This is a genomic window from Streptomyces sp. NPDC021100, assembly GCF_044333095.1.
In the GTDB taxonomy this organism is placed as follows: domain Bacteria; phylum Actinomycetota; class Actinomycetes; order Streptomycetales; family Streptomycetaceae; genus Streptomyces.
In genome coordinates, this window is record NZ_JBIRQH010000004.1 from 1 (window position 1) to 16,231 (window position 16,231).

The 16,231-nt window shown below is 73.8% G+C and carries 15 protein-coding genes and 1 rRNA gene; 11 read left to right on the top strand and 5 right to left on the bottom strand.

Annotated elements, in window-relative coordinates; translation table 11 throughout:
• The 3 genes from rrf to ACH4PU_RS09475 form a co-directional block, all read left to right on the top strand.
• A 5S ribosomal RNA gene (gene rrf / locus ACH4PU_RS09465) occupies positions 1-95 on the top strand; the annotation flags it as partial.
• Between the two features lie 217 nt (positions 96-312).
• The gene (locus tag ACH4PU_RS09470; RefSeq protein WP_398268538.1) at positions 313-1,419 is read left to right on the top strand and encodes a hypothetical protein; all 1,107 of its coding nucleotides are present in this window, start codon (positions 313-315) and stop codon (positions 1,417-1,419) included.
• A gap of 50 nt (positions 1,420-1,469) precedes the next feature.
• Positions 1,470-2,282 carry a hypothetical protein gene (locus tag ACH4PU_RS09475; RefSeq protein WP_398269858.1) on the top strand — a complete coding sequence of 271 codons (813 nt, stop codon included), beginning with the start codon at positions 1,470-1,472 and terminating at the stop codon, positions 2,280-2,282.
• An 83-nt stretch (positions 2,283-2,365) separates the two neighbouring features.
• Here the strand turns inward: ACH4PU_RS09475 and ACH4PU_RS09480 are convergent, their stop codons facing one another.
• Complete coding sequence (locus ACH4PU_RS09480) at positions 2,366-3,652, bottom strand: DUF1015 family protein (RefSeq protein WP_398268541.1); 1,287 nt, start codon at positions 3,650-3,652, stop codon at positions 2,366-2,368.
• A 75-nt stretch (positions 3,653-3,727) separates the two neighbouring features.
• On the opposite strand from ACH4PU_RS09480, the gene ACH4PU_RS09485 reads away from it, so the two are divergent.
• Entirely contained in the window at positions 3,728-4,756 is a 1,029-nt protein-coding gene (locus ACH4PU_RS09485) for an HAD-IIA family hydrolase (protein WP_398268544.1), read from the top strand.
• Between the two features lie 125 nt (positions 4,757-4,881).
• Here the strand turns inward: ACH4PU_RS09485 and ACH4PU_RS09490 are convergent, their stop codons facing one another.
• Entirely contained in the window at positions 4,882-5,721 is an 840-nt protein-coding gene (locus ACH4PU_RS09490; RefSeq protein ID WP_398268547.1) for a siderophore-interacting protein, read from the bottom strand.
• Positions 5,718-6,743, bottom strand: coding sequence for an ABC transporter substrate-binding protein (locus tag ACH4PU_RS09495; RefSeq protein ID WP_398268550.1), 1,026 nt, complete (start codon positions 6,741-6,743; stop codon positions 5,718-5,720). The genes ACH4PU_RS09490 and ACH4PU_RS09495 overlap by 4 nt, the downstream gene beginning before the upstream one ends.
• Before the next feature lie 59 nt (positions 6,744-6,802).
• Here ACH4PU_RS09495 and ACH4PU_RS09500 point away from each other — a divergent pair, with 59 nt between their 5' ends.
• From ACH4PU_RS09500 to ACH4PU_RS09510, 3 genes are all read left to right on the top strand, one after another.
• The gene (locus ACH4PU_RS09500; protein WP_398269860.1) at positions 6,803-7,849 is read left to right on the top strand and encodes a FecCD family ABC transporter permease; all 1,047 of its coding nucleotides are present in this window, start codon (positions 6,803-6,805) and stop codon (positions 7,847-7,849) included.
• Between the two features lie 41 nt (positions 7,850-7,890).
• Complete coding sequence (locus ACH4PU_RS09505) at positions 7,891-8,919, top strand: FecCD family ABC transporter permease (RefSeq protein ID WP_398268553.1); 1,029 nt, start codon at positions 7,891-7,893, stop codon at positions 8,917-8,919.
• A gap of 94 nt (positions 8,920-9,013) precedes the next feature.
• The gene (locus ACH4PU_RS09510) at positions 9,014-9,886 is read left to right on the top strand and encodes an ABC transporter ATP-binding protein (RefSeq protein ID WP_398268556.1); all 873 of its coding nucleotides are present in this window, start codon (positions 9,014-9,016) and stop codon (positions 9,884-9,886) included.
• Here the strand turns inward: ACH4PU_RS09510 and ACH4PU_RS09515 are convergent.
• Positions 9,864-10,211 (bottom strand): sterol-binding protein, encoded by a 348-nt coding sequence (locus ACH4PU_RS09515; protein ID WP_398268559.1) that lies wholly within the window; start codon positions 10,209-10,211, stop codon positions 9,864-9,866. The two genes, ACH4PU_RS09510 and ACH4PU_RS09515, sit on opposite strands and share 23 nt — an antisense overlap.
• A gap of 69 nt (positions 10,212-10,280) precedes the next feature.
• Between ACH4PU_RS09515 and ACH4PU_RS09520 the strand changes: the two genes are divergently transcribed.
• The 3 genes from ACH4PU_RS09520 to ACH4PU_RS09530 are packed head-to-tail and all read left to right on the top strand — an operon-like array spanning position 10,281 to position 12,359.
• A complete protein-coding gene (locus ACH4PU_RS09520) occupies positions 10,281-10,595 on the top strand; it encodes a hypothetical protein (RefSeq protein ID WP_398268562.1) in 315 nt (104 codons plus the stop codon).
• A gap of 13 nt (positions 10,596-10,608) precedes the next feature.
• Positions 10,609-11,415 carry a TlyA family RNA methyltransferase gene (locus ACH4PU_RS09525; protein WP_398269863.1) on the top strand — a complete coding sequence of 269 codons (807 nt, stop codon included), beginning with the start codon at positions 10,609-10,611 and terminating at the stop codon, positions 11,413-11,415.
• The gene (locus tag ACH4PU_RS09530) at positions 11,412-12,359 is read left to right on the top strand and encodes an NAD kinase (protein ID WP_398268565.1); all 948 of its coding nucleotides are present in this window, start codon (positions 11,412-11,414) and stop codon (positions 12,357-12,359) included. Before ACH4PU_RS09525 ends, ACH4PU_RS09530 begins: the two co-directional genes overlap by 4 nt.
• 108 nt (positions 12,360-12,467) lie before the next feature.
• Here the strand turns inward: ACH4PU_RS09530 and ACH4PU_RS09535 are convergent, their stop codons facing one another.
• A complete protein-coding gene (locus ACH4PU_RS09535) occupies positions 12,468-13,937 on the bottom strand; it encodes a S41 family peptidase (protein WP_398268568.1) in 1,470 nt (489 codons plus the stop codon).
• 470 nt (positions 13,938-14,407) lie between these two features.
• Here ACH4PU_RS09535 and recN point away from each other — a divergent pair, with 470 nt between their 5' ends.
• Entirely contained in the window at positions 14,408-16,159 is a 1,752-nt protein-coding gene (recN, locus tag ACH4PU_RS09540; protein ID WP_398268570.1) for a DNA repair protein RecN, read from the top strand.
• Positions 16,160-16,231: the final 72 nt, after the last annotated feature.

Genomic DNA, 16,231 nt, shown 5'->3' on the forward strand with positions numbered 1-16,231 from the left:
AAACGCCCGGTTACATTCCGAACCCGGAAGCTAAGCCTTTCAGCGCCGATGGTACTGCATGGGGGACCGTGTGGGAGAGTAGGACGCCGCCGAACAATATTTCAAGGACCCTTGGTCCCAGCGTTCACGCTGGGACCAAGGGTCCTTTTGTTTTTTATTGAAGTGCAGCGTTTTTGTCGAAGCGCATCCGCACGCCGGCTGCGCGAGAATGGCTGCGGTACCTCAAGACAGGAGTCACGTCGATGTCCACCAACTCTCCCGACGACCGTTCGGGCGGCGACCGCCACGGCGGGCCGCGGGGCGGCTTCCGCCGTGACGACCGCGGCGGTCGTCCCTCCGGCGGCGGCTACGGCCGACGTGACGACGACCGCGGCGGCTACCGCGGTGGCCGCGATGACCGTGGTGGCCGTCCCTCCGGTGGCGGTGGCTACGGCCGTCGCGATGACGACCGCGGCGGCTTCCGTCGTGATGACCGCCGTGATGACCGTGGTCCGCGTCGGGACGACGACCGTGGTGGCTTCCGGCGCGACGAGCGTCCGGCCTTTCGCCGTGACGAGCGTCGTGACGACGACCGTGGCGGCTTCCGCCGTGACGACCGCGGCGGTCGTCCCTCCGGCGGCGGTGGCGGCGGCTACGGGCGTCGGGACGACGACCGTGGTGGGTTCCGTCGCGACGAGCGTCGTGACGCGGACCGGCCCTCGTACCGTCGTGATGACCGGCGTGATGAACGTGCCCCCCGTCGGGACGACGACCGTGGCGGCTTCCGCCGTGACGAGCGTCCGGCCTTCCGTCGTGATGACCGGCGCGACGACCGTGGCCCCCGTCGTGATGACGACCGTGGCGGCTTCCGTCGCGACGAGCGTCGTGACGCCGATCGGCCCTCGTACCGCCGTGATGACCGCCGTGATGACCGTCGTGATGAGCGCGGTCCGCGTCGGGACGACGACCGTGGCGGCTTCCGCCGTGACGAGCGTCCGGCCTTCCGCCGTGACGAGCGGCGCGACGACCGTGGCCCCCGCCGCGATGAGCGTCCGGGTTTCCGGCGTGATGACCGTCGTGACGACCGTGGTCCCCGTCGTGACGACGAGCGTGGTGGGTTCCGCCGCGACGAGCGTCCGGCCTTCCGCCGTGACGACCGGCGTGATGAGCGTGGTCCGCGTCGGGACGACGACCGTGGTGGGTTCCGGCGCGACGAGCGTCCGGCCTTCCGCCGTGACGACCGGCGGGACGACCGCGACCGTGGCGGGTTCCGTCGTGACGACCGTGGCGGCCGGCCGGCCGGTGGTGGTTACGGGCGGCGTGACGACCGTGACCGGGACCGGCAGGGTGGGGGCTACCGTGGGCGCGACGAGCGGTCGCGCGGTGGCTACGGCCGCCGGGACGACCGGGACCGTGACCGCGGCGAGCGGGAGCCGGTGAAGCGGCTGCCCATCCCCGACGACGTGACCGGCGAGGAGATCGACGCGGACGTGCGGCAGGAGCTCATGAGCCTGCCGAAGACGCTCGCCGAGGACGTCGCCCGCAACCTCGTCATGGTGGCCAAGCTGCTCGACGAGGACGCGGAGCAGGCGTACGGCTACTCGCGGGTGGCCCTGCGGCTCGCCTCGCGCGTCGCCGCCGTCCGTGAGGCCGCCGGTTTCGCGTCGTACGCGACCGCCCGGTACTCCGAGGCGCTGGCCGAGTTCCGTGCGGCGCGCCGGATGACCGGTTCCGTCGAGCTGTGGCCCGTCATGGCGGACTGCGAGCGCGGCATGGGCCGTCCGGAGCGGGCGCTGGCCATGGCCGGCGAGCCCGAGGTGCAGAAGCTCGACAAGGCCGGCCAGGTGGAGATGCGCCTGGTGGCCGCCGGTGCCCGTAAGGACATGGGGCAGGCCGAGGCCGCCGTCGTCACGCTGCAGAGCCCCGAGCTGGCGTCGAACTCCGTCCAGCCCTGGACGGCCCGGCTGCGGTACGCGTACGCCGACGCGCTGCTCGACGTCGGCCGTGAGGCCGAGGCCCGCGAGTGGTTCGCCAAGGCCCTGGAGGCCGACCAGGGCGGTACCACCAACGCGTCCGACCGGCTCGCCGAGCTCGACGGTGTCGAGTTCACCGACGTTCTTTCGGACGTCGAGGAGGCGGAGGACGTCAAGGACGCCGAGGACGCGGTGATCGAGGCCGCCGACGAGGCGGACGAGGCGGCTGGGACGGACGAGGTGGCCGGTGACGGTTCCGAGGCCGAGAAGCCGGCCGAGGAGCCGGTGGAGAAGGACGCCAAGGAAACCGAGGGCGGCGACGCGCGCTGAGGCGCTGAGTTCTCTGGGTGAACGGCGGTGGGGCGGAACCCGTACGGGTTCCGCCCCACCGCCGTTTTTCGTGTGCCGTGCCGTCAGTCCAGGGTGAGGCTGCGCAGGACCAGGCCCGTGGCCGGTTTGGGGCCGAAGGAGGTCGACTTGCGCGGCATCGTCACGCCCTGGGCGGCGAGCTCGCGGACGACCTCCTCGCGGACGGGGTGCATCAGTACGGCCGTGCCGCCGTGCCGCTCCGCCTGGGCGACGGCCGCGGCCGTGTCGTGGATGTAGCCGATGTGCTCGGGGTCGTCGCTCACCCGCCACACGTGTTCCAGCAGGACCGAATGCAGGACCGTGGCGTCGAGCTCGCGCCAGGCCCGGGGGCGGCCGGAGGGGACCGTACGGGCCAGCAGATCCGGGTCCGGGCGGTCGAGGAGGTGGAAGCGGCCGTCGCCGGCGAGGAGGAAGGCGTTGCCGTGCTCGTCGGCCGCCGTCGCCTCCGCCAGGGCCTCCAGGGCCGTAGGCAGGGGCGCGTCCAGGGTGCGGATGCGGAACGCGCCCGATACGGCCGTCAGCGCGTCCGCGAGCGGCAGGCGGTGCAGGAGGCGGTGGATGGCTCTGACCCGCAGGGGGTAGCGGGCCGTGTCCACGAGGAGGACGAGGCCGAAGTCCCAGGGGCCCGGCGCCGGCTGTTCGGCGCGGAGCCGCTGGTAGGTGGCCCAGCGGTGGTGGCCGTCGGCGATGAGGGCCTGGCGGCGGGAGAGGTCGTCGCCGATGCGGGCCAGGTCGTCGGGGTCCGTGACGGACCAGAGGCGGTGGGCGAAGCCGTCGTCGGTGGTGGTGGAGAGGAGCGGCGTGGTGCCCGTGACGCGTTCGATGACGGCCGCCGCGCCGGTCGCCGTGCCGTCGCCCCGGTAGGCGAAGAGCAGCGGCTCGAGGTTGGCGCCTGTGTCCCGCATCAGGGCGGCGCGGTCCTCGACGACGTGCGGCATCACGTCCTCGTGCGGGAGGACGACCTTCTCCTCGCGGGGGGTGAGGCGCAGGGCGCCGATGAGGCCGCGCTGGAGTATGCCGTCACCCCGCTGTTCGTACACGTAGAGCGCGGGTTCCGGGTCCGGGGCCAGGATGCGTTCCTCCTGCCAGCGGCGCAGGGTGTCGGCGGCCCGGCGGTGCCGGTCGGCGGCGGTGGCGGCCTGCGGGAGGATCAACCGGACGATGTTGTGCGGATCGGCGGTCTCCAGGTGGCGCAGCCCGTCGGGCCGGACGACGACGTCGTACGGTGGCGAGGTCACGGCCGCGAGGCTGCCCACCCGTTCCGGGACGTAGCGCAGACCTCGGAAGGGGGCGAGTCGCAGGCCGTGCCCGGCAGGATCCGGATTGCTCATCAGTAAATGTTATGTCCCCTGGCCGGATGAGCAATGATCGGGACAGAGACGAACAGCACAAGGAGCGAACTCCGTATGAACGAGAGCGTCCGGACCCGGCCCGGCGGCAGCGAGCGCCGGCTGAGCGAGGCCTATGACACCGCCCTGCTGGACCTCGACGGCGTGGTGTACGCCGGGGGCGAGGCCATCCCGCACGCCGTCGCGTCGCTGGAGACGGCGCGGAAGGAGGGGATGCACCTGGCGTATGTGACGAACAACGCGGCGCGGACGCCCGATGTGGTGGCGGCGCACCTGACCGAGCTGGGGATCCCGGCCGAGCCGGGGGACGTCATCAACTCCGCGCAGGCCGTGTCCCGGCTGATAGCGGAGCAGTTGCCGGCCGGGTCGCGGGTGCTCGTGATCGGGGCGGAGGGGCTGCGGGTGGCGCTGCGGGAGCGGGGGCTGGTGCCCGTGGATTCCGTGGATGAGGATCCGGCTGCCGTCGCTCAGGGGTATGGGGGGCCGGACATGCCCTGGTCTCGGCTGATGGAAGCTTCGTATGCGGTGGCTCGGGGGCTGCCCTGGTTCGCGTCCAATACGGATTTGACCATTCCCAGTGGGCGGGGGATCGCGCCTGGGAACGGTGCGGCCGTGGAGGTCGTGAAGATCGCTACGGGGCGGGTGCCGCAGGTTGCGGGGAAGCCGCTGCCTCCCATGCATCGGGAGACCGTGTTGCGGACGGGGGCGGAGCGGCCGTTGGTGGTGGGGGACCGGCTCGATACGGATATCGAGGGGGCGCATGCGGGGGGTGTCGACTCGTTGCTGGTGCTTACCGGGGTGACTACGGCGGCTGAGGTGTTGGCTGCCCGGCCGGAGCATCGGGCTACGTATGTGGCTGAGGATTTGCGGGGGTTGCTGGAGGCGCAGCCTGTCGTCGACGCGGTCGGCGGGGGGTTCCGGTGTGGGGGGTGGACCGCTTCCCTGCGGGATGGGGTTCTTGTCCTTGACGGGGACGGGGAGCGGATTGACGGGTTGCGGGCGTTGTGTGGGGTGGCGTGGACGGCCGGTGGGGACGGGGTCTGTGGTGCGGATGCGGGGGGTGCGCTGGGCCGCTTGGGGTGGTAGGAGTTCCCCGACCCCGCCCTTTCACCGTTTCCTGCGGGGGCTCCGCCCCCGCACCCCCGCAGCACGCTGCGCGCTCCCCCAGAGGGGGTGCCCCCAGTCCTCAAACGCCGGACGGGCTGATCGGGTCAGGCCAGTTCGTCCAGGAGTTGTTCCTCCGTTGCTCCCCTGCGCCAGTAGCCCGTGAAGGTGATCCGCTTGCGGTCGATTTTCCGGTCGTTGACCAGGTGGCGGCGGAGGGTGCGGATGGTGCCCGCTTCGCCGGCTGTCCAGGCGTAGGGGGTGCCCTCGGGGAAGGCGGCCGTCCGGACGGCGTCGGTGATCGTGGGGTCGGTGTCGCGGATGAGCCAGGTGATGTCGGCGTCCGCTGCCGTGGGGAGGGGCTGGATGTCGTCCGGGTGGGGGACCTCGATCCAGACGTGGGCCGGCATGCCGGGAGGCAGCCAGGCGAGGATGCCCGCCACCGCCGGGAGGGCGGACTCGTCGGCCGTGATCAGGGTCCAGTCGGTGCCGGGCGGCGGGCGGTAGTCGGCGCCGCCGTTGTCGTGCACGACGGGGGCGAGGATCGCCGCGCGGTCGCCCGGGCGGGCCGTGCGGGACCAGAGGGAGGCCGGGCCGCTGTGGGCGGCGTCGCCGTGCTGGACGAAGTCGACGTCCAGTTCCGTCGTGCCGTCCGGGAGGTGGCGCAGGGCGCGGATGGTGTACGTGCGCATGACCGGCCGGGTGTCCGGGTCTTGGGCTCGCCAGTGTCCGTACCAGCCTTCGTCCAAGGGGTACGGGAGCAGCGGTGCTTCCTGGCCCGGGCGGGGGAGGAAGAGTTTGAAGCGCTGGTCCCGGCCGTCGGTGACCATCTCGCCGAGGCGGTCGCCGCCGAGTGTCACGCGGATGAGGGCGGTGCCTATCCGCTCGGTGCGTACGACGTGGACGTCGAAGAAGCGGTAGGGAAGGGCGGCGGCGGGGGCGGTCACAGCTTCTTCGCCTTTTCGATGGCGGCGGCCAGGTTCTCCAGGAGCGGTGCGCAGCCCGCGTAGGAGAAGCGCGGTTCGCTGAGCCAGGGGCTGACCTGGCCGGCCTCGACGGCGGGGAGCTTGGCCCAAGTGGGCTTGGCGGACAGGTCCTTGGGCTGGAGGGCCGAGGTGCGGCTGTCCAGGAGGATCAGGTCGGCCTGGTACTTGTTGGCGTTCTCCCAGCTGAGGCTCTCGAAGTAGCCGCCCTTGTCGAGCTTTTGGGGGACGACGAAGTCCACGCCGAGCTCGCGGAAGTACATCAGGTCGGCGTTGACGGCCGGGTTGGAGACGTAGAAGAGGTCGGCGCTGCCGGAGGCGGCCATGACCTTGATCCGGTGGGACTTGGCGGTCCGGCGCAGGGTCTCGGCGGCCTTCTCGAAGCGGGCCTTGGCGTCGGTGACCTTCTTCGCCTTGAGGTCGGCGCCGAGGGAGGCGGCGAGTTCGGCGTAGCGCTCGATGGGCTTGAGCATGGAGACGCGGGCGGAGGTGAGGCCGACGCTGGGGGCCAGGCCGAGGATCTTGTCCTTGCTGTCGTCGGGCACGTACCAGAGGGCGCCGGGCTCGAACATGTTGGTGACCAGGAGGTCCGGGTCGAGGCTCGCGTACTTCTCCACGCTGAACTCGCCCCAGGTGTTGCCCAGGACCTTCACTTTGGCCACGTCGAGGTCGCCGGCCTGCGGGTCGGGCTTGCCGTTCTTGAGGGTGGTCGGGCCGAAGACGCCGACGCACTCGACGCCGAAGTCGTGGAGGGCGGCGGCGGTTCCGGTGAAGGCGACGATGCGCTTCGGGGTGCTGCCCGCCTTCACCGTGGTGCCGCGGTCGTCCTTGAAGGTCCAGGGGCCGCTCTTGCCCGAGCCGTTGTCCGAGGTGGAGCCGGAGGAACCGCCGCTGCCGCATGCCGTGAGCAGGGCGCCCAGGCCGAGGGCGCCACCGGCCGTGAGGAGGCCACGTCGGGACAGTACGGTGGTGCGGGTGGTGCTCATGGGGGCGGTGCTTCTCTCGGTGAGGGGCGATGTTGAGGGTAGGCTAACCTAACCACGTGTTGGCCGTCGTCTCACCCCACGTACCACCGGGCACCTCCCCCGAGGCCGTGCCCCGCCGCAACGCCGTGCGCGCCCTCGGGCTGGCGGCCGCCGCGGGCCTCCTGCTCGCCGTCGCCATGGCGTCGGTCGCCGTCGGCGCCAAACAGGTTCCCCTGGACCAGGTCTGGCACGGGCTCTTCCACTACACGGGGAACGAGACCGACGTCGTCGTACGGGACCTGCGGGTGCCACGCACTCTCCTCGGCATCCTCGCCGGGGCCGCGCTCGGCCTCGCGGGGACCGTCATGCAGGCGCTGACCCGCAACCCCCTCGCCGATCCCGGGCTGTTCGGCATCAGCTCGGGGGCCGCCGCGGCCGTCGTGTCCGGCATCAGCTTCTTCGGCGTCACCTCGCTCACCGGCTACGTGTGGTTCGCGTTCCTCGGCGCGGCCGTCGTCTCCGTCGTCGTCCATGTGCTTGGCGGCAGCCGGAGCGCCACGCCGGTCCGGCTGGCCCTCGCGGGCACCGCCGTCACCGCCGTCCTCAACGGCTATGTGTACGCGGTGGAACTGACCGACTCGGCCGCGCTCGACCGGATGCGGTTCTGGACGGTGGGCTCTTTGGCGTCCGCCAACGCGACGCTGGTCGGGCAGGTCGCGCCGTTCATCGGCGCCGGCGTCGTGCTCGCCTTCGCGCTGACCCGGCCGCTCAACGCCATGGCCCTCGGCGACGACCAGGCGCGGGCGCTCGGCACCCGGCCGGCCGTCACCCGGGTGCTCGGCCTCGCCGCCGTCACCCTGCTGTGCGGCGCGGCGACGGCCGCCTGCGGGCCCATCGTCTTCGTGGGGCTGATGGTGCCCCACATGGTCCGCTCCTTCACCGGGCCCGACCTGCGCTGGGTGCTGCCCTACGCGGCGCTCCTCGCGCCCGTCCTGCTGCTCGGCACGGACATCCTCGGCCGTGTCGTCGCCCGCCCCTCCGAGCTCCAGGTCGGCATCGTCACCGCGCTCGTCGGCGGGCCCCTGTTCATCCGCCTCATCCGGCGCCGACGGACGGCGGGGCTGTGAGCGTCCGGCGCCGGGTCGTGCCCGGGAACCAGGGAAAGACCGTGCACGTCGTCCGTACCCCCGGCGGGCTGTCCGTGCGGGTCGCGCCCCGCGCGGTGCTCGCCGTGCTGCTCCTGGCCGCCGCCGCGCTGGCCGCGTCCGTCGCCCTCATCGGCACCGGCGACTACCCGCTGACGCCCGGCGAGGTCGTCCGCACGCTGACCGGCGGCGGCACGCCCGCGCAGGAGTTCATCGTCGACGACCTGCGGCTTCCCCGCGTCCTCGTCGCCCTGCTCGTCGGCGCGGCGCTGGCGCTGGCCGGCGCGGTCTTCCAGTCCGTCTCCCGCAATCCGCTGGGCAGTCCGGACGTGCTCGGCATCGCGCAGGGGTCGACCGTCGGGGCGCTGTCGGTCATCGTCCTGTTCCGGGGCACGCCCACCGCCGTCTCCGGCGGCGCGCTGGCCGGCGGGCTGCTCGCCGGCGCGGCCATCTACCTGCTCGCGTGGCAGAAGGGCGTGCACGGGCAGCGGTTCGTCCTCGTCGGCATCGGCATGACCGCCATCCTCACGTCGGTTGTCGGTTATCTGCTGACGCAGGCCGACCTCAACGACGCGACGCGGGCCACCACCTGGATGGTCGGCTCCCTCAACGGGCGCGACTGGGACCAGGTGTGGCCGCTGCTCGCCGGCTGCGCCGTGCTGGTCCCCGTCGTCCTGAGCCAGGGGCGCGACCTGCGCATGCTGGAGATGGGCGACGACACGGCGTACGCGCTCGGGGTGCGGGTCGAGCGGACGCGGCTGGTGTCGCTGACCGCCGCCGTGCTGCTGACCGCCGCCGCCACGGCCGCCGCCGGGCCCATCGCCTTCGTCGCCCTCTCCGCCCCGCAGGTCGCCCGCCGCCTCACCGGCTCCCCGGGCCCCTGCCTCACCGCCGCCGCCTGCACCGGCGCGGCCCTCCTCGTCACCGCCGACTGGGCGTCGCAGCACCTGTTCGGTGCCGACCGGCTGCCCGTCGGCGTCCTCACCGGCATGCTCGGCGGCTGCTACCTGCTGTGGCTGCTCCACGCGGAACGCCGGGCGGGGCGGGGATGACGGCGGCCGGCCCCGGAGGGACGTCCGAAGGCGGCGGTACGCCCGGACACGCGACACGGCGCACACGATCACGTACGGACAAGGAGCCCACACCATGAGCCGACTGCAGGCCGAATCCGTCACCCTCGCCTACGACCGGCGGGTCATCGCGGAAGACCTCTCCGTCGCGATCCCCGACAACTCCTTCACCGTCATCGTCGGCCCCAACGCCTGCGGCAAGTCCACGCTGCTGCGCGCCCTGTCCCGGATGCTCAAGCCGGCGACCGGGTCCGTGCTCCTGGACGGCCAGGCCATCGGCTCGTACCCGGCCAAGAAGGTGGCCCGGACGCTCGGCCTGCTGCCGCAGTCGTCCGTGGCGCCGGACGGCATCACCGTCGCCGACCTCGTCGCCCGCGGCCGGTACCCGCACCAGGGGCTGCTGCGGCAGTGGTCGCCCGAGGACGAGCGCATCGTCCGGGAGTCGATGGAGGCCACCCGCGTCGCCGAACTCGCCGACCGGCACGTCGACGAGCTCTCCGGCGGGCAGCGGCAGCGCGTGTGGATCGCCATGGCCCTGGCCCAGCGGACCCCGCTGCTGCTCCTGGACGAGCCCACCACCTACCTCGACATCCAGCACCAGATCGAGGTCCTCGACCTCTGCGCCGAGCTGCACGAGGAGCAGGGCCGGACGCTCGTCGCCGTCCTGCACGACCTCAACCACGCCGCCCGCTACGCGACCCATCTGATCGCCATGCGGGGCGGGAAGGTCGTCGCGGAGGGCGCGCCGAACGACATCGTCACGTCCGAGCTGGTGGCGGAGGTGTTCGGGCTGAGCTGCCAGATCATCGACGATCCGCAGACCGGGACGCCCCTCGTCGTACCGGCCGCGCGGCAGGCGCGGCGGGGGCGGAAGCAGGCGGACGTGCCGGACGCGCCGGATGCCGTGGTGGCCGCCGGGGCCGGGGTCACAGGATCGAGCGCAGCCTGAGGACGTCCACCAGGCCCGCCCTGATCTTCACCCGGCCGCTCGCCCAGGCCCGCGCGAGGTTCAGCCGGCCGTCGACCAGGCCGACGAGGTCGTCGCCGGTCATCTCCAGCCCGATCTCGGCCCGCCGGTCCGGGACGCCCGGCACCGCCCGCACCTCCATGAGCCGGCCCTCGCGCAGGTGCCCCACGAAGGTGAGGTCCAGGTCGGTCACATGGCAGCTCAGGGAGCGGTCGAGCATCGCGGCGCCGCGGAGCCTCTCGTCCGCGCCCGCGAGGTTCCGGGCCAGTCTGTCGAGCGCGCTGCGGCACTCCTCGGTGGTCGCCATTGCCCTGGACGGTACACCGCGCGGAGGCGAACACCGGAGAAGCGGGCGGGCCGGGGTAGCGTCGGGGGCATGAGCGAAAAGGTCGTGACGGAGAGGGCGGGGGCGGCGGTGTCCGGAGCCGGCGAGACCGCGGGTGCCGAAGAGGCTCCGGAGGCGGTGGAGCCCGCCGGGCCGCGGCCCCTCGGCGTCGACCGCACCCCCACCGGGCACCCCGGCGTGGACGCCCGCCTGGCCCGGCTCGCGGACGCCGACCACCTCGCCGCCGACGGTCACCTGGCCGTGTACGAGGATGTACACCAGGGCCTGCGGTCCGCGCTCGCCGCCCTCGACGAGCGCCCCGACCGACCGCCGGTCCCCACGCGTCCGTACGACAACAGGAGCTGAACCGCCCGTGGGAGTGACCCGCCGCCGCCTCGACGCCGAGCTGGTGCGCCGCAAGCTGGCCCGTTCCCGCGAGCACGCGAGCCAGCTGATCGCCGCGGGCCGGGTGACCGTCGGCGGCGCGACGGCGACCAAACCCGCCACCCAGGTGGAGACCGCCGCCGCGATCGTCGTCACCCAGGACGACAGCGACCCCGACTACGTCTCGCGCGGCGGACACAAGCTCGCGGGCGCGCTCGCCGCTTTCGTCCCGCTCGGGCTGAGGGTCGAGGGGCGGCGCGCGCTCGACGCCGGGGCCTCGACCGGCGGCTTCACCGACGTCCTGCTGCGCGCGGGCGCCGCGCACGTCGTCGCCGTCGACGTCGGGTACGGGCAGCTCGCCTGGTCGCTGCAGAGCGACGAGCGGGTCACGGTGAAGGACCGGACCAATGTGCGGGAGCTGACCCTGGAGCAGATCGACGGGGAGCCCGTCGACCTCGTCGTCGGTGACCTGTCGTTCATCCCGCTCGGCCTGGTGCTGCCCGCCCTGGTGGCGTGCACCGCGCCCGGCGCGGACCTGGTGATGATGGTCAAGCCGCAGTTCGAGGTCGGCAAGGAGCGGCTCGGCAGCGGCGGCGTCGTGCGCAGCCCCGAGCTGCGCGCCGAGGCGGTGCGCGAAGTCGCCCGCCGCGCCGCCGAACTGGGGCTCGGCGTCCTCGGCGTCACCGCCAGCCCGCTGCCCGGGCCCTCCGGCAACGTCGAGTACTTTCTGTGGCTGCGCGCCGGTGCGCCCGAACTGGACCCGGCGGACGTTGACCGTGCAGTGGCGGAGGGGCCTCGGTGACCACTACAGAAGCGACATCGGAGACATCGGAGACATCGCGGAGCGACGGCCGGACGGTCTTCCTGCTCGCGCACACCGGGCGGCCGGCGGCCATCCGCAGCGCCGAGCTCGTCGTCCAGGGGCTGCTGCGGTGCGGCATCGGGGTGCGGGTGCTCGCCGAGGAGGCCGCCGACCTGCCGCTGCCCCCGTCCGTCGAACGCGTCGAGACCGGGCCCGAGCGGCCGGACGTGCTGGACGGGTGTGAGCTGATCGTCGTGCTCGGCGGCGACGGCACACTGCTGCGCGGCGCCGAGTTCGCGCGCAGCTCCGGGGTGCCCATGCTGGGCGTCAACCTCGGGCGGGTCGGCTTCCTCGCCGAGGCCGAGCGGGACGACCTCGACAAGGTCGTGGACCGGGTCGTGACGCGGGAGTACGAGGTCGAGGAGCGGATGACCCTCGACGTGCTCGTCCGGACGGACGGGCACATCGTGCACACCGACTGGGCGCTCAACGAGGCGTCGGTGGAGAAGGCGGCGCGGGAGCGGCTGCTGGAGGTCGTCACCGAGGTCGATGGGCGGCCGGTTTCGCGGTTCGGGGGGGATGGGGTGGTGTGTGCCACTCCTACTGGGTCCACCGCTTATGCCTTCTCGGCTGGGGGGCCTGTGGTCTGGCCTGAGGTCGAGGCGCTGCTCATGGTGCCGATCAGCGCTCACGCGCTGTTCGCCAAGCCGCTGGTGACCGCGCCGGACTCGGTGCTGGCGGTGGAGGTGCAGCCGCAGACGCCGAACGGGGTGCTGTGGTGTGACGGGCGGCGGAGTGTGGAGCTGCCGGCGGGGGCTCGGGTGGAGGTGCGGCGGGGGGCTGTGCCGGTGCGGTTGGCGCGGTTGCATCATGCTTCGTTTACTGATCGGTTGGTGGCGAAGTTCGCTCTGCCGGTCGCCGGGTGGCGGGGGGCGCCGCACTAGGGGGTGCCGGGGGTGCGCCTGCGGCGGGCTGTGCCCCTGGCCCGCCCCTTCGCCGATTCCTGGGGGCTTCGCCCCCAGAACCCCTTTTCGCGGCTTCGCCGCTCGTCCTCAAACTCCCCCAGAGGGGGCGCCCCCAGACGGGCTGGAGTGCGTCAGCAGCCGCCTCGCCCTCGTCAGTGCCGAGTCCCTGTGTTCCGCGAACTCCTCTTCCGTGAAGACCGGCGTCCGGATCGTCGGCGGGATGCCCGTCACGTCGTACGTCCGCCGGTCACCCGGACGCATGAACTCCTCGTTGGGGAGCCCGAACGTCCAGCCGTTCGGGAGCCTGCGTTCCAGGACGTCGGAGAAGACGCCCTGGGTGTTCTCGCCGATGCGGACGGGGGCGGGGGAGCGGCCCATCAGGGCCTGGGTGAAGGTTTCGCCGGCGCTGATGGTGAGGCGGCCGGTGAGGACGGCGAGGGGGCCGGTGTAGCGGGGGGAGGGGGAAGGAGTGACCCTTACGGGGACGGGCGGGGTGAACTTCCGGGGATTATCGGGGTCGTTGCGGGCGTGCTTCAGGTAGGCCGTGTACGGGCGGTCGGTGAGGCGCTCGGCGACGCGGATGCCGAGGCGGTCCGAACCGCCGCCGTTGAAGCGGAGGTCGACGATCAGCCCGCGCGGGGCGCGGGCGAGGATGTGGTCCAGGGCCCGGTCCAGCTCGGCCTCGTCTGCCTTCGGGCCGCCCTTCGCGGCGAACCGGTTGAACCGGGTGACCCGCAGGTAGCCCGTGCCGTCCGGCAGGTCCGCGTACGAGATCGCGCCCTGCGCCCAGGTGCGCAGCGGTACGCCGACGGCCTCGGCGACGGCCTCGGCGACGGCCTTGTCGATGCGGGCCATGGACTCCGGCGTCGGCAGCGTCGTGTCCGCCCGGTGGCCGCCGAAGCGCTTGTCCTTGCTCGCCACGACGCTGGTGTGCCCGTCGTGCAGCGGCTCGATCATCTGCCGGAGGACGTCGAACAGCTCGTCGTCGGTGGTGTGCGCCGCGACCCGGGGGCGGAAGCGGTCGCCCACCGCCTTCCAGTCGACCCCGTGGGCCTTGAAGAACGGGTAGTTCTCGGCGTACGTCCGCCAGAAGACGTCGAAGACGCGGCGCGGGTCGGGCCGCCCGCCCTCGCCCGGCTTCGGGCCGGCCGTGCAGTCGGCGGGCAGCGCTCCGGCGCGGCGCAGGGTGACGTGGCCGACGCTCCCTTCGTAGGCGAGCCGCGCCCGGTCGCGGCCGGCGGCGTCGATCGTCAGGCCCGCGCCCTCCGCGTCGGTGAACCGGCCGGAGCCGTCCCCCTTCGCCTCCAGCAGCCCGGGCAGGCAGCTCACCGCCGTGGTGTCGTACGTGCGGAGGCGGCGGCCCCCGTCCTCGACGGAGATGAGGGTGCCGTAGCCGTCCGTGCGCCACACGCCGTCCTGCCGGGGTGCGGCGGCGGCCTGGTCCGGAGCCGGCGCGATGCCGGCCGCGGCGGTCGTCAGGGCGACGGCCGTCGTGAGGAGGACGGCGGCGGTGCGGCGGGTGCGGGCGCGGGGGTGGGGGCGCGGGCGTGGGGTCATGGCCTCAGCCTGTCGGGGGCGGGCGGTGCGGGCCATGCGGCGGTCACCCGGAACGGTGGTGGGGTTGTCCCCCGCCCGGGCCCAGGTGGGGCTCTCGGGCTGTTCTCGGGGCTGCCTCGTACGGGCCCTCGGGCCGGGCTCGGGCGGATTCGCCGGGGCGGTCTCCCGGGCGTCCTTCCGGGGGTTCCCGGGCGGTCTCGGGGCTGCCTTCTCGGGAGGCTCCGATCGTCCTCGGCCAGGCTTCGGGCGGCCTCGCCGGGGCGGCTTCCCGGACCGCTCCCGGACGTCCTCCCCGGGGGCCGGCGGTCCCGGGCTCGTGTTCTCCGGGGGCTCCGATCGCCCTCGGGCCGGTTCCGGGGCGTCCTCCGGCCGCCGAGGCCCCTCCCCGCGCCCGCCCCCCGGCTCGTCCTCCGGCCCCTCCCGACACGGCCCGCAGGGGAGGCCGTCGCGGTGGGGCCCCGGAACCTCGTATGGTCGTATCCGTGTTGGAGGAGATGCGGATCCGGTCCTTGGGCGTCATTGACGACGCGGTGGTCGAGCTGTCACCAGGTTTCACGGCGGTGACCGGTGAGACCGGTGCCGGCAAGACCATGGTCGTGACCAGCCTCGGGCTGCTGCTCGGTGGCCGGGCCGACCCGGCGCTCGTGCGCGTCGGGGCGAAGGCGGCGGTGGTCGAGGGGCGGATCGCCGTCGACCGGGCGTCGCCCGCCGCCGTGCGGGCCGAGGAGGCGGGCGCCGAGCTCGACGACGGGGCGCTGCTCGTCAGCCGGACGCTGTCCGCCGAGGGGCGCTCCCGGGCCCACGTCGGCGGGCGTGGCGTGCCCGTCGGGCTGCTCGGCGAGCTCGCCGACGACCTCGTCGCCGTGCACGGCCAGACCGACCAGCAGGGGCTGCTCCGCCCGGCCCGGCAGCGCGCCGCGCTCGACCGGTACGCGGGGGACGCGGTGGCCGCGCCGCTCGCCAAGTACACCGACGCCTACCGGCGGCTGCGCGCCGTCGCCGCCGAGCTCGACGAGCTGACCACCCGGGCCCGCGAGCGCGCCCAGGAGGCGGACCTGCTGCGCTTCGGCCTCGACGAGATCGCCGCCGTCGCGCCGCTGGCCGGCGAGGACGCCGAACTCGCCGCCGAGGCCGAGCGGCTGGGCCACGCCGAGTCCCTCGCCTCCGCCGCCACCGCCGCGCACGCCGCCCTGGCCGGGGACCCCGAGGACCCGGAGGGCGTGGACGCCGCCTCGCTGGTCGCCGGCGCCCACCGGTCGCTGGAGGCCGTCCGCTCCCACGATCCGGCGCTGGCCGCGCTCGCCGACCGGGCGGGCGAGCTCGGCATCCTGCTCCGCGACGTGGCCGGCGAGCTCGCCGGGTACGCCTCCGACCTCGACGCCGACCCGCGGCGGCTGGCCGCCGTCGAGGAGCGGCGGGCCGCCCTCGCCCACCTGACGCGCAAGTACGGCGAGGACGCCGCGGCCGTCCTCGCGTGGGCCGAGCGGAGCGCCGCGCGCCTGGGCGAGCTGGAGGGCGACGACGACCGCATCACGGAACTCACCGCCGAACGCGACGCCCTGCGGGACGAACTGGGCGCCCTCGCCCGGCAGCTGACCGACGCGCGCACCGAGGCGGCGGAACGATTCGCGGAGGCCGTGACGGAGGAACTGGCGCAGCTCGCGATGCCGCACGCGCGCGTCTCGTTCGCCGTCCGGCAGAACGAGGTCGCCGACCCGGCGTCCGGCATCGAGGTCGGCGGGCGCGCCGTCGCCTACGGCCCGCACGGCGCCGACGACGTCGAGCTGCTGCTCGCCCCGCACCCCGGCGCCCATCCGCGGCCCATCGCCAAGGGCGCCTCGGGCGGTGAGCTGTCCCGCGTCATGCTCGCGGTGGAGGTCGTGTTCGCGGGCTCCGACCCGGTGCCCACCTACCTCTTCGACGAGGTCGACGCGGGCATCGGCGGCCGGGCCGCCGTCGAGGTCGGCCGCCGGCTGGCCCGGCTCGCGCGGACCGCGCAGGTCGTCGTCGTCACCCACCTCCCGCAGGTGGCCGCGTTCGCCGACCGGCACCTGGTGGTCGAGAAGACCCACGACGGGTCGGTGACTCGCAGCGGCGTGCAGGCCATGGAGGGCGAGGACCGGATCCGCGAGCTCTCCCGGATGCTCGCCGGGCAGGAGGACTCGCGGCTCGCCCGCGCGCACGCCGAGGAGTTGCTGGAGGCGGCGCGGGCCGGGCGGTGAGGGGGGAAAATCGGGCCGGGTGGTGGGGGGAAAGCGAACCGGGTGGTGGGGGAAAAGCGAACCGGGTGGTGG

Excerpts from the sequence above, each read along its gene's own strand:
- ACH4PU_RS09520 (WP_398268562.1), top strand. The coding sequence starts at position 10,281 with ATGAGCGAAAAGGTCGTGACGGAGAGGGCGGGGGCGGCGGTGTCCGGA.
- ACH4PU_RS09480 (WP_398268541.1), bottom strand. The coding sequence starts at position 3,652 with ATGAGCAATCCGGATCCTGCCGGGCACGGCCTGCGACTCGCCCCCTTC.
- ACH4PU_RS09515 (WP_398268559.1), bottom strand. The coding sequence starts at position 10,211 with ATGGCGACCACCGAGGAGTGCCGCAGCGCGCTCGACAGACTGGCCCGG.
- ACH4PU_RS09485 (WP_398268544.1), top strand. The coding sequence starts at position 3,728 with ATGAACGAGAGCGTCCGGACCCGGCCCGGCGGCAGCGAGCGCCGGCTG.
- recN (WP_398268570.1), top strand. The coding sequence starts at position 14,408 with ATGGTCGTATCCGTGTTGGAGGAGATGCGGATCCGGTCCTTGGGCGTC.
- ACH4PU_RS09510 (WP_398268556.1), top strand. The coding sequence starts at position 9,014 with ATGAGCCGACTGCAGGCCGAATCCGTCACCCTCGCCTACGACCGGCGG.
- ACH4PU_RS09535 (WP_398268568.1), bottom strand. The coding sequence starts at position 13,937 with ATGACCCCACGCCCGCGCCCCCACCCCCGCGCCCGCACCCGCCGCACC.
- ACH4PU_RS09495 (WP_398268550.1), bottom strand. The coding sequence starts at position 6,743 with ATGAGCACCACCCGCACCACCGTACTGTCCCGACGTGGCCTCCTCACG.